The 11,774-nt window shown below is 67.4% G+C and carries 13 protein-coding genes and 1 pseudogene; 11 read left to right on the top strand and 3 right to left on the bottom strand.

Annotated elements, in window-relative coordinates; all coding sequences use genetic code 11:
• The first annotated feature begins 32 nt into the window (after window positions 1–32).
• The 5 genes from U7114_RS09855 to U7114_RS09835 all read left to right on the top strand — a co-directional run bounded on the left by U7114_RS09855 (window position 33) and on the right by U7114_RS09835 (window position 5,082).
• Window positions 33–971: a 5'-3' exonuclease gene (locus U7114_RS09855; RefSeq protein WP_323057221.1), complete on the top strand. Its 939-nt coding sequence runs from the start codon at window positions 33–35 to the stop codon at window positions 969–971.
• A gap of 143 nt (window positions 972–1,114) precedes the next feature.
• Window positions 1,115–1,483, top strand: a complete 369-nt coding sequence (locus U7114_RS09850) for a hypothetical protein (RefSeq protein WP_321216154.1) — start codon at window positions 1,115–1,117, stop codon at window positions 1,481–1,483.
• On the top strand, window positions 1,473–2,054 hold the full coding sequence (locus tag U7114_RS09845; protein WP_321216155.1) for a hypothetical protein: 582 nt from the start codon (window positions 1,473–1,475) through the stop codon (window positions 2,052–2,054). Before U7114_RS09850 ends, U7114_RS09845 begins: the two co-directional genes overlap by 11 nt.
• Window positions 2,055–2,114: 60 nt before the next feature.
• Entirely contained in the window at window positions 2,115–4,775 is a 2,661-nt protein-coding gene (gene hrpB / locus U7114_RS09840) for an ATP-dependent helicase HrpB (RefSeq protein ID WP_323057220.1), read from the top strand.
• A 154-nt stretch (window positions 4,776–4,929) separates the two neighbouring features.
• Window positions 4,930–5,082, top strand: a complete 153-nt coding sequence (locus U7114_RS09835; RefSeq protein ID WP_197432528.1) for a hypothetical protein — start codon at window positions 4,930–4,932, stop codon at window positions 5,080–5,082.
• 58 nt (window positions 5,083–5,140) lie between these two features.
• Here the strand turns inward: U7114_RS09835 and U7114_RS09830 are convergent, their stop codons facing one another.
• Window positions 5,141–5,818, bottom strand: coding sequence for an alpha/beta family hydrolase (locus U7114_RS09830; RefSeq protein WP_323057219.1), 678 nt, complete (start codon window positions 5,816–5,818; stop codon window positions 5,141–5,143).
• A gap of 68 nt (window positions 5,819–5,886) precedes the next feature.
• Here U7114_RS09830 and ligD point away from each other — a divergent pair, with 68 nt between their 5' ends.
• Window positions 5,887–6,909 carry a non-homologous end-joining DNA ligase gene (gene ligD / locus U7114_RS09825; protein WP_323057218.1) on the top strand — a complete coding sequence of 341 codons (1,023 nt, stop codon included), beginning with the start codon at window positions 5,887–5,889 and terminating at the stop codon, window positions 6,907–6,909.
• Window positions 6,910–6,972: 63 nt separating this feature from the next.
• Here ligD and U7114_RS09820 read toward each other — a convergent pair whose 3' ends face one another.
• Window positions 6,973–7,593, bottom strand: coding sequence for an L-threonylcarbamoyladenylate synthase (locus tag U7114_RS09820; RefSeq protein WP_321216159.1), 621 nt, complete (start codon window positions 7,591–7,593; stop codon window positions 6,973–6,975).
• Window positions 7,594–7,722: 129 nt separating this feature from the next.
• Between U7114_RS09820 and U7114_RS09815 the strand changes: the two genes are divergently transcribed.
• The 5 genes from U7114_RS09815 to U7114_RS09795 all read left to right on the top strand — a co-directional run bounded on the left by U7114_RS09815 (window position 7,723) and on the right by U7114_RS09795 (window position 11,143).
• Window positions 7,723–8,157: a VOC family protein gene (locus U7114_RS09815; protein WP_157242388.1), complete on the top strand. Its 435-nt coding sequence runs from the start codon at window positions 7,723–7,725 to the stop codon at window positions 8,155–8,157.
• Between the two features lie 209 nt (window positions 8,158–8,366).
• Window positions 8,367–8,873 (top strand): HAD domain-containing protein, encoded by a 507-nt coding sequence (locus tag U7114_RS09810; RefSeq protein ID WP_323057217.1) that lies wholly within the window; start codon window positions 8,367–8,369, stop codon window positions 8,871–8,873.
• Window positions 8,874–9,025: 152 nt separating this feature from the next.
• On the top strand, window positions 9,026–10,327 hold the full coding sequence (locus U7114_RS09805) for an inorganic phosphate transporter (protein ID WP_323057216.1): 1,302 nt from the start codon (window positions 9,026–9,028) through the stop codon (window positions 10,325–10,327).
• On the top strand, window positions 10,324–10,545 hold the full coding sequence (locus U7114_RS09800) for a hypothetical protein (RefSeq protein WP_104997881.1): 222 nt from the start codon (window positions 10,324–10,326) through the stop codon (window positions 10,543–10,545). Before U7114_RS09805 ends, U7114_RS09800 begins: the two co-directional genes overlap by 4 nt.
• 43 nt (window positions 10,546–10,588) lie before the next feature.
• On the top strand, window positions 10,589–11,143 hold the full coding sequence (locus tag U7114_RS09795; RefSeq protein ID WP_323057215.1) for a dihydrofolate reductase family protein: 555 nt from the start codon (window positions 10,589–10,591) through the stop codon (window positions 11,141–11,143).
• A gap of 344 nt (window positions 11,144–11,487) precedes the next feature.
• Here U7114_RS09795 and U7114_RS19385 read toward each other — a convergent pair.
• Window positions 11,488–11,774, bottom strand: a pseudogene (locus U7114_RS19385) (HNH endonuclease signature motif containing protein); the annotation flags it as partial.

Raw genomic sequence — 11,774 nt, 5'->3', positions numbered from 1 at the left:
CGCGCAGGGCTGATCCGTGTGAGGATCGGAGTATGCCTGACCGCCTGATGCTGCTGGACACTGCCTCGCTGTACTTCCGCGCCTTCTACGGAATGCCGGATACGATCCGGCGCGGGGACGGCACACCGGTCAACGCCGTCCGGGGACTGCTGGACATGATTGCGCGACTGACCACTGATTATCAGGCAACGCACCTGATCGCCTGCTGGGACGATGACTGGCGCCCGCAATGGAGGGTGGACCTTCTCCCCACCTACAAGGCGCACCGGGTGGCGGAGGCCGTCGCGGGCGCACCGGACGTCGAGGTGGTTCCGGATGCGCTGGAGGCGCAGCTTCCGATGATCCGCCGGATTCTTGGGCTCGCCGGCATCGCCATCGTGGGCGCGCCTGACCACGAGGCCGACGACGTCGTGGGCACCTACGCGAGCCACGCGGACCTGCCCGTGGACGTGGTGACCGGAGACCGTGACCTCTTCCAGGTCTGCGACGACGAACGTCAGGTCCGGGTGATCTACACCGCCCGCGGCATGAAGAACCTCGAAGTCATCACCGAAGAAGTGGTGGTGGCCAAGTACCGGGTGCTGCCCCGGCAGTACGCCGACTATGCGACCCTGCGCGGCGACGCCTCGGACGGGTTGCCGGGCGTCGCGGGTATCGGCGAAAAGACGGCAGCGTCGCTGCTGCTCAAGCACGGCACCCTGGAGGGGCTCCTGGAAGCGGCCGGGCATTCCGGCAGCGGACTGTCCGCACCGGTGCGGGCCAGGTTGGCCGCCGCCGCGGACTACCTCTCGGTTGCCCCCGCCGTCGTCAGGCTCGTGCGGGACCTGGACCTGCCCAGCCCCGAACAGGCTGGGGCCAAGCTAAGCCCCGTTGCGGGGGAGCCGCGCACCGAACTGGAGCGCCTCGCCAGCGAGTGGAACCTGGGCGGCTCGGTCCGGCGGCTCCTGGCGGCCCTCGACCTGCGGCAGTAGGGACTGCAGTTCCTTTTTGTGGCGCTCCCTCAACGCACCACGCCGCACACTCTCCCTTGCGTAGTCCGGATCGGGTAGTAAGCTTGCTGACCATTAGTAGTAAGCTTGCTGATTAGTCGGAGAAGCGGGAGCAGGTCGAACACATGAGTGCAGTTATTGGTGCCATCTGGTCCCTGGTGGCCGCCGCCGGAGCAGCGCTGGCGGCCAGCGCGCCATTCGGTGCTGCAGGTCATGGCGCCCAGTACCTCGCCGGTCACGTGCTCTTGGGCGTGGGTCTGGGCCAGCTGCTCGCCGCAGTACTTCGTGCAGCCGTGCGCCGGGTTCTCCGGAATGCCCCCCGGACAACGCCGGTACCCCTGGCAGCAGGTCCTGAAGCATCACCTGCTGCGGCCCTGACACTAGCAGCGGCTGTCCCTGCACCGGCAATTGACGCAATCGAAACCACTGCCGTGACGGTCCTGTACCCCCGGCCGGCCGCAGTCCTGCCCCTGCAGGGCAAGCATGCCGCCTGAGATTCCAGGGCCCCGCAACTCGGGGAAGGCTCTCCCGAAGCCCCAGCGGCGGACGGTTTGGCCCGCGCTGGCCGCCGTACTCGCAGCTGCCGCCCTGGTGGCCGGAGCATTCCTTGCCTCCGCAGGTCTTCGCGGCTCCGACTCGGATGAGGCAACCCTTCAGGGCTTGCAGATCCGCGTGCTCAACGTGAGCCAGGCCGCCGCGGAGAACAGGCTGGACGGCGCCCTCGCTGCCTTGGACGCGCTCGAAAATGACCTGGAGGCTGCCGCCGCAGGGGGCCTGGTCTCGGCGTCCAGGTACCGTGGCATCGAAGCCGCATTGTCGTCGGTCCGGGCCGAGATCACCCGCCACATCGAAGCCCAGGCCGCTGCGGCTTCCGCAGCCAAAGCAACGGCTGTCGCAGCCGAAACCCCCACCACGGACGCTTCCGCCACGCAGTCGCAGCCCGTCCCGCCCCAACCGGAATCGCCCGCCGCCGCCCCGGCGCCCGAATCCGCACCCCAGGGACCGGGACTGCCCGAAGCCGCCAAAGATTCCAGGGGTAGGACCAAAGGTACGGGAAAGCCCTGATCCCGGTGTCAGGCCGGGCCTCCGTCACGGCGGCAGCGAAGTTCCGGGCAAAATGGAGGGATGACTTCTCCGAGCGGCCTGAAGGTGCCGCCAGCCGGCAAGGCCTTCAACCTGGCGGCCATCGGCGCCGGACTGCCCTTCGCTGACTCGCTCGCGGCTTTGGCTGAAGCCCTGGGCCGCAGCGGTGCCGGAGGAACAGCAGGTGCCGGAGGAACGGCAGTAGTGCAGGCGCCGCCCGGAACAGGCAAGACCACCCTGGTGCCGCCGCGCCTCGCAAACCTCCTTGCGTCCGCCACCGGCCAGCCGGGCCGGGTGGTCGTGACCCAGCCCCGCCGCGTCGCCGCCCGTGCCGCCGCCCGCAGGCTGTCCGCCCTGGACGGCAGCCGGCTGGGAAGCCGCATCGGGTACACCGTCCGCGGCGAACGCCAGGCAGGACCCGAAACCCTCATCGAGTTCGTCACGCCCGGCATCCTGCTGCGCCGCCTGCTGGCCGCTCCGGACCTCCCCACGGCCGGCGCAGTGGTCCTGGACGAGGTCCACGAACGCGGGCTGGAAACGGATCTGCTCGTCGGCATGCTCGCTGAAGTCCGCCAGCTGCGCGGCGACCTGGCCGTCGTCGCAATGTCCGCCACCCTCGATGCGCCCCGGTTTGCCGCCCTGCTGGGAGACCACGACGGCGGCGGGCCGGCACCCGTCGTTGACTGCCCTTCCGCGCTCCATCCCTTGGGCATAGAGTGGCGGCCGGCTCCCGCCGCCAGGCTGGACGGCCGGGGAGTAACGCCCGCGTTCCTGGAGTTCGTGGCCGGGACGGCCGCGGAAGCCCACCGGCGTGAACTGGCACAGAACAGCGCCGCAGATGCCCTGGTCTTCCTCCCCGGGGCGAGGGAGGTTTCCCAGGTCGCGGCGAGGCTCCGCAGCCTGCTTGGCCCAGGGACGGACGTGCTGGAACTCCATGGCCAGGCAGCGCCGGCGGAACAGGACCGCGCGGTATCCGGCCGTCGCCCGGGCGACAACGCCAGGATCATCGTCTCCACAGACCTCGCCGAGTCCTCACTGACCGTCCCCGGCGTCCGGCTGGTGGTGGATTCAGGGCTTGCCCGTGAGCCGCGGCGTGACGCTGCCCGCGGGATGAACGGACTGGTCACAGTCTCCTGCTCCCGGGCCTCGGCGGACCAGCGTGCCGGGCGGGCAGCCCGCCAGGGGCCGGGGACCGTAGTCCGCTGCTACAGCCAGCAAGCCTTTGGCGCCGCGCCGGCCCACGTGACCCCGGAAATCAACGTGGCGGACCTGACGGGCGCCGCCCTGCTGATGGCGTGCTGGGGGTCCCCAAGGGGGAAGGGCCTCCCCTTGCCTGACGCGCCGCCGCAGCAGGCCATGGATGATGCGATGGAAGTTCTGGCGGAGCTCGGGGCCGTGTCCGGCAGCGGCCAGGCCACCCGCGCAGGCAGGACCCTCGCCGGCATTCCCGCCGATCCGCGGCTGGCCCGTGCCCTGCTCGACGGCGCGGCAGCGGCCGGCTCCAGGGCGGCGGCTGAGGTTGTGGCTGCCGTGGCAGGTGATGGCCGCGCTCCCGGCGCAGACCTGGTGCGGCTCATGTCCCAGTTGCGCAGTGACAGCGGGCCGGCCGGGCGGCGTTGGACGGAGGAGAGCCGCCGCCTCCAGGCGCTGGCCGGGCAGGCAGGCCCGCTGTCCGAAGCTCCCGCGCTTCCTGCCCTCACCGGCGGCACTGAGGTGGTGGGCGCCGTCGTCGCCCTCGCTTTTCCCGACCGTGTGGCACGCAGGGTCCCCGGCGACGGGCCGGAGCGCTATCTGCTGTCATCCGGGACCCGGGCAGGCTTGCCGGCCGGAAGCAGCTTGGCAGGGCAGGAATGGCTGGCCGTTGCCGAGGTGTCCCGCGCCGAAGGCAGGGACTCCGCCGGCACCGGTGCCGTGATCCGCGCCGCGGCTCCGCTCTCGGCCGGCCTTGCCGAGGCGGCGGCGTCACACCTTCTGGCTGAGGCTGTTGAGGCGGCCTTCACGCAGGGCCGCGTCACCGCCCGCAGGGTCCGGCGATTGGGCGCCATTGGGCTCGCGTCCACTCCCGTGCGTCCGTCGCCCGCGGAGGGGAGGGCTGCGGTAGCAGCAGTGCTGCAGAAGGACGGACTTTCCGTCCTCAAATGGTCGACGCCGGCAGCATCCTTGCGCAGCCGCCTCGCCTTCCTGCACCGTGAGCTGGGCGGACCGTGGCCGGACGTGTCGGAGGCCGGGCTCCTTGTCCGGCTGCAGGACTGGCTGGGACCCGAGCTCGAGGCGCTTGCGGGGGGCGCGGACGCCAACACCATTGACCTCACCGGGCCCCTCCGGCGGCTGCTTCCCTGGCCGGAGGCAGCCAGGATGGATGAGCTCGCCCCGGAATGGCTGGAGGTCCCCAGCGGCTCCAGGGTGCGGATTGAGTATCCGGAACCTTCAGCGGGGACGGAACGGCCCGTGGTTGCCGTCAAACTCCAGGAGTGCTTTGGGCTGGCAGAGACGCCCCGCCTGGTCCATGGCCGGGTGCCGGTCCTGTTCCACCTGTTGTCACCGGCCCGGCGGCCGCTCGCCGTCACCGACGACCTGACATCCTTCTGGTCCGGACCCTACGCACAGGTCCGCGCCGAGATGAGGGGGCGCTATCCCAAGCATCCGTGGCCGGAAGATCCCTGGACCGCACCGGCCACCGCACGGACCAAGCAGCGGAAATAGCCCGCTGCCGCGTTCGCCTCCCCGGGCCCGCGGCCCCGCGTGAGATCTCCGATACACGCCCGTTACGTACCGTCGACGCGCTGAAACATGCACGGCATAGGCTCGTTTCCACTTGGACAGTGTTGTCCTCAACAGGAAACGGAAGGACGTAAAGATGTTTCTCTTCACCAGCCTTAACCTCTTGCTCGACGGCCGGCGCAGTGATGACAGCCGGTCACACGGCGGCGGCAGCGGACAAACCGAATTCCCTGAAGGCCAGCTCAGTTCCGCAGCCTGGGAAGGCTGGTGGCACGAGGAAGCCGCCTGACACCCGGACTCCCTGGCGCCTGGTTCCGGGCAGCGGCCCCGTCAAAGGCCGCTGCGAATCAGCCGGAGGCGCGGATGAAGCCAGCCACCGGCTCGGCAAGGGACGCGCCCACTTCCGCGGCTGAACGCTTCACGCCGGCCACCGCAAACGAATGGTCGCCGCCCTCCACCCACTGCAGGACAGCTGAGGGTCCTATCCGGCGCACCACGTCCTCCAGGATGCCGGGAGTAGCGAACGTGTCGCGGCTGCCCTGCAGGAACAGCATCGGTGAAGTGATGCCGTAGAGGTGTTCGTCCCGGACTTTGTCGGGCTTTCCCGGCGGATGCAGGGGATACCCCAGGTAGACCAGTCCTGCAGCGTCCATCCCGTCCGCCACGGCCATCGAGGCCATCCGTCCGCCGAAGGATTTGCCCGCCGCCCAGATGCGGCCGGTGGCGCCATGTTCCGCCGCCTTGCCTGCCGCCGCATCCATGGCTGCCCGCCAGGCTGCGATCGCTGTGGGTGGGCGGTCCGGGAACTTCCTGCCGGCCTCCCGGTAGGGGAAGTTGAAGCGGAGGGTGGCGAGGCCGAGGGAGTTCAGTGCGTCGGTGAACCCGCGCAGGAAGGGATGCTCCATGCCCGCACCCGCACCGTGCGCCAGCACCACCGTGGCGGACGGGCTGTCAGGGCACGCGTAGGTGCCGGAGACCATGACTTCGCCCACCGGGATGCTGAGGGCGGTTTCAGAAGCTGACATGCGTCCATCATGCCGGACCGGCCGCCAAAATCTGCCGGCCTCCTGTTGCAGGGGTGTACGTTGTCCCCATGGCGAGCGAACAGACCACCATCACAGTCCAGGGGCCGAACGGCGAGCGGGAAATGCGCATTTCGAGCCCCAGCCGGGTCATTTGGCCTGAGCCGGGAATCACCAAACTCGACCTGGCGAAGTACATCTGCGATGTAGGGGAAGCGTTCATCGCTGCCAACGGTGGCAGGCCTGTGGCCCTGCAGAGGTTCTCGGGCACCATCGACGGCGAGATGTTCTTCTCCAAGAACCCGCCGAAAGGTGCGCCGGCGTTCGTCCGGTCCACCAAGGTGGTCTTTCCGAGCGCACGCTCCCATCCCATGCTGATCCTTGATGAACCCGCAGCGGCCGTATGGGCGGTGCAGATGAACACCATCGTTTTCCACCCCTGGCCCTCCCGTGCGGAAAACACGGACAATCCCGACCAGCTGCGCATCGACCTCGACCCCCAGCCGGGAACCGATTTCGACGACGCCATCCCTGCCGCGCTGGCGCTGAAGGAGGTCCTGGCCGAGGCGGGCCTAGACTGCTTCATCAAGACCTCGGGGAACCGTGGACTGCACGTTTACGCGCCAGTGGAGCCCACGCGGGAATTCCTTGACGTCCGGCACGCTGTCATCGCTGCGGCCCGGGAACTGGAGCGCCGGATGCCGGAAAAGGTCACCACCGCCTGGTGGAAGGAAGAACGCGGCGAGCGGGTATTCGTGGACTTCAACCAAGCCAACCGGGACCGCACCATCGCCGGCGCCTACAGCCCCCGGCCGCTGCCCCACGCCCCGGTGTCCTGCCCGATCACCTGGGATGAACTGGAAAACGTGGATCCGAAGAACTTCACCGTCCTCACCGTCCCGGACCGGCTCAAGACGCTCGGTGACCCCTGGGCGGACATGGGCAGGAACCCCGGAACCATCGACACGCTCCTTGAGTGGTGGCAGCGTGACCTCAAGGCCGGGCTGGGCGAGCTTCCGTTCCCGCCGGACTACCCCAAGATGCCGGGCGAGCCGCCCAGGGTGCAGCCAAGCCGGGCGCGCAAGCAGGAGTAGCGGAAGCGGAAGGCAGCCTCCGCCGTCGCCCCAAGTCCTTACCCGCGCGCACTTTGCCAGCAGCTATTCGAACCGGGACGGATCCCCGGTACCGCGCCGGACAACCTCCGCCACGCCGCTGGAAAAGTCCACCACTGTGGTGGGTTCTGATCCGCAGTCGCCCGCGTCGATTACGGCGTCCACCTGGTGGTCCAGGCGCTCCTTGATCTCCCACCCCTGGGTCAGCGGGTCCTCCTCGTCAGGGAGCAGCAGGGTGCTCGAAAGCAACGGCTCACCGAGCTCCGCGAGCAGTGCCTGAACCACCCGGTTGTCCGGAATCCTCACGCCAACCGTTTTCTTCTTCGGATGCAGCAGGCGCTTCGGAACCTCCTTGGTGGCCGGCAGGATGAAGGTATAGCCGCCCGGGGTTACGGCCTTGATGCTGCGAAAGACATCGTTCCCGATGTGCACAAACTGGCCCAGCTGCGCGAAGTCACGGCAGACCAGCGTGAAGTGGTGCTTGTCGTCCAGCCGGCGGATGGTCCTGATCCGGTCCAGGGCGTCCCTGTTGCCTATCTGCGCGCCCAGCGCGTAGCAGGAGTCCGTGGGATAGGCGATCAGCCCGCCGTCGAGCACTATCTTGACTGCCTGGGTGATGGCGCGGGGCTGGGGGTCCTGGGGGTGAACGTCAAAGTATCTGGCCATGACCCTGAGCCTACGGCCCAGGCGGTCCCTTGCGCACCACCGTTCGGCATCCCCTACCACCCGCCCTTCGTTTGAGGCAGGATGTTGTCTGGTTCCACCATGTTCCGTCCCCATTCAAGGAGATCCACCATGCCGACCACTCTCAACCCCTACATCAGCTTCCGCGACAACGCCCGCGAGGCGATGACCTTCTACCAGGCGGTCTTCGGCGGTGACCTGGCCCTCAGCACTTTCGGCGAGTTCCAGGCCAGCGACGATCCGGCCGAATCGGACAAGATTATGCACGGCATGCTGACCACCACCCAGGGGATGGTGCTGATGGGGGCGGACACGCCGAACAGCATGGGGTACGCGCCGGGATCATCCATTTCGATCTCGCTCAGCGGTGACGATGAAGCGGAACTGCGCGGGTACTACGAGAAACTCAGTGGCGATGGCGGAACGGTGACCGTTCCCATGGAGCAGGCGCCCTGGGGTGACATCTTCGGCATGTGCACCGACCGGTTCGGTGTGGCCTGGCTGGTCAACGTCAACAACCCCCAAGTTGCCACGGGAACACCCTAGGACGGTAGCTTCTTTCGGGCCGGGAAGCAGGCGCGCTGAACGGTCCTCGCCCAGGCCCAGCAGCCCCGGGTCATTGAGGAGAATCCGGGCCGGTGCGAGGATGTAGGCGTGGAGCCAGACGTCAGATTCACCGGCCCGGAACATGAGCGGCCCGCCACTGCCAGGCCACCGGGCCTCCGGCAGGGCTAGGTTCCCGGTTCGGATCAGGAATGACCCGCACGCTCTATCTCGACGTCGACGGCGTCGTTTGTCCGTTCGGGCCAACCGGAGCCAGCGCTTGGGGATCCGGCTGGAAGTACGCCGATGCGGGCCTCCTGCCCGTGGCCTATGCGCCGGAACTCGTGGACGGGCTGAACGGCATTGCCGCGATGCCGGGGGTGCGCTGCGTCTGGCTCACCAGCTGGGAGGAACTTGCCCCGCAGTACCTGTGCCCGGCCATCGGCCTGGACGGGGCACGGTGGCCTTACCTGACTTCAGGCGGGACAGCCGCGGGGGAGGGCTGGTGGAAGCTTCGCGCCATCCAGGAGGACGTGGAAGCCGCCAGCCCTGAGGCTGTTGCCTGGATCGACGACCAGTTGGCATTCGAGGCGGCGGCCCAGGCCTGGGCCAGGCTCCTCGGCCGGCGCATCCTGGCCGTTTCCCCCGATCCGAGACGCGGCATCTCGCCCATGGAACTGGAGCGGATACGGTCGTTTCTCGGACAGCCGTTGTTTTGACCTGTTGTTGGGTACGCGTACGATCGATAAGGTTTCACGCCGGTCTGGTTACCGCCACAAGTCATTCCAAGCGAACAGCTGGTGAATTATCTGTGCAGGGCAGCCGGCGGAAAAGAAACTGCTGGACGTCGACTCTGCAGATTGGGCAACAGGTGGATATCACCTTCATGGTGGCGCTGGTTATCGCACTGGCACTATTTTTCGATTTCACTAACGGTTTCCACGACACCGCGAATGCCATGGCCACGCCCATCGCAACCGGCGCCATCAAACCAAAAACCGCGGTGGCGCTGGCAGCCATCCTGAACCTCGTGGGCGCATTCCTTTCCACGGAGGTGGCCAAAACGGTGTCCGGCGGAATCATCCGTGAGGGATCGGACGGCGTCCAGATCACGCCGGACATCATCTTTGCCGGACTCATGGGTGCCATCCTTTGGAACATGATCACCTGGCTAAAAGGCCTTCCCTCAAGTTCTTCGCATGCCTTGTTCGGCGGGCTCATCGGTGCAGCCATTGCCGGCATCGGCTTCAACTCCATCAACCTTGAAGGCCTCCTCCAGAAGGTCATCCTCCCGGCGATCTTCGCACCGCTTATTGCCGGCGTCGTTGCCTACATCTGCACGCGCCTCGCCTACGCGCTGACCTCGCGCCACGATCCCGAGACCGGCAGCAAGCTCACCCAGAAGCGCGGCGGCTTCCGGACCGGCCAGATCTTCACGTCCAGCCTGGTTGCACTGGCCCACGGCACCAATGACGCCCAGAAGACCATGGGCATCATCACGCTGGTCCTGATTGCCGCCGGAACCCAGGAGGCCGGCTCAGGACCCCAGTTCTGGGTTATTGCAGCCTGCGCCCTGGCCATCGCCATCGGCACGTACGCCGGCGGGTGGCGCATCATCCGCACCATGGGTGCCGGTCTCACCGAGGTTAAGCCCGCCCAGGGCTTCGCGGCCGAGACCAGCACGGCGTCTGCCATCCTTGCGTCCTCACACCTCGGCTTTGCGCTCTCCACCACCCAGGTTGCTTCCGGTTCCGTCATCGGCTCCGGCATGGGCCGCAAGGGAACCAGCGTGCGCTGGAACATGGTGGGCAAGATCGCGCTGGGCTGGCTGTTCACCCTTCCCGCCGCCGGAATTGTGGGGGCATTGACCGCCCTCCTGGTCAAGACTGGCGTGGTTGGCGTTTTGATTGCCGCCGTTGCCGGCACCGCAGCCGTGCTGCTGATGTTCTTCTACTCACGCAAGTCCGCCGTCGGCCATCACAACGCCATCGAGGTGGAAGAAGCCGGACAAGCCGTCCGTTTTGCCAAGAAGAAGGCCCTGGCACGTGCCCGTGCGCGCGCCAAATCCAAGGCAAACGCCCAGGCCGAGCCAAACACCCAGCCCACTAACAAAACCGAAGCCGGCACCCAGGCGGAAGCCGAAGCCGTCGACACGAAGGATGCCCAACGATGAAGTGGTTGGAACTGCTGACCGTAGCCGGTGCCACCCTGGCGGCCGCTGTGACTGTGGTGGTCCTCTACTCCCTGGGCGTCAGGCTGACCGCCATCGCCGGTGACCCGCAGCAGGTGTCCCCAGGAACCAAGCGTGCGTTCGCATACGTCTGCTTCGGCCTGTGCGGCCTGGCAGTGCTCTTCGGGCTGTACCTGATCATTCCGTACTTTTCCGGCTGACCTGCCTCTGGCAGGCGCTGATGCCGTTGGCTAGGCTGGCTCCATGCCACGTATCCAGTACTTCGTCGCCGCGTCCCTGGACGGCTTTATTGCCACGCCCACCGATGACCTGGGCTGGCTGCTGCAGTTCGACGGTTTTGAGGGCGGCAAGGAAAGCTACGAGTCGTTCATGGCAGATGTCGGCTGCATCGTCATGGGCGGCGGAACCTACGCCTGGCTCCTGGAACACGAGCCGGGCAACTGGCCTTACCCGGGCACACCCTCCTACGTGTTCACCCGGCATGAGTACACGGCTCCGGCAGGTTCCGACATCACCTTCGTCCGCGGCGAAGTCACCGAGTTCCTCGCAGACTTCGAACGGGCCACCGGCGGCAAGAACATCTGGGTGGTGGGCGGCGGGAACCTCGCCGCCCAGTTCGCTTCGGCCGGACTGCTCGACGAACTTATCCTCTCCGTCATCCCGGTGGTACTGGGGGATGGCAAGCGGCTGCTTCCGCTGGCAGGCCCGACGCCGCCACTCGAGTTGGTGGCCTCGCGCACCATGGGCAGGGGAATCGTGGAGCTGCGGTACCGGCTGGACGGAATTGCCGGCTCCTGAGCGGAAGCCCAACCAACGTTCATCCGTCGCGGGCGTGCAGGAACTGCTCGAGGGCTTCTTCGCCGGGGGAGAGCCCGGTGTAGGCGAAGTCCGTACAGCCTGCGATTGATCCTTCCAGGCGTTTCACTTCCGCAGCCCGATCCGGCCACTGGGGTGGTTCCCAGTCCTGGTGTTCGCTTGTGTAGTGGCGGCCGGTGGGTGAGGTCCAGCCGGGTGGTGCGGTTGTGGCGGCGGGGGTGGGTTTCCAGCTGCTGGTGTGGCGGAGTTTGTGGTGTTTCGGGCAGGGCTGGCCGAGGTTCGAGACTCCTGTGGTGCCGCCGTTGTGCCAGGCGAGGAGGTGGTCGGCTTCNGGCGGGGGTGGGTTTCCAGCCGCTGGTGTGGCGGAGTTTGTGGTGTTTCGGGCAGGGCTGGCCGAGGTTCGAGACTCCTGTGGTGCCGCCGTTGTGCCAGGCGAGGAGGTGGTCGGCTTCGTTGTCGAGGGAGTGGTTGTTGCAGCCGGGGAAGGGGCATTTGCCGTCCCTTAGCCTGAGCCAGTTCCGCATGGCTTTGGTGACCCGGTAGCTGGTGCGGCCGATTTCCAGCGGCGCCCCGTCCCGCGGGTCCACGAGGACGCGGTGGAACGAATCCGCCC

The sequence above is a fragment of the Pseudarthrobacter sp. C1 genome, from assembly GCF_034720455.1.
Taxonomy (GTDB): domain Bacteria; phylum Actinomycetota; class Actinomycetes; order Actinomycetales; family Micrococcaceae; genus Arthrobacter.
The sequence above is the reverse complement of the archived record's forward strand: the minus strand, read 5'-3'. Positions and strand labels throughout refer to the sequence as shown.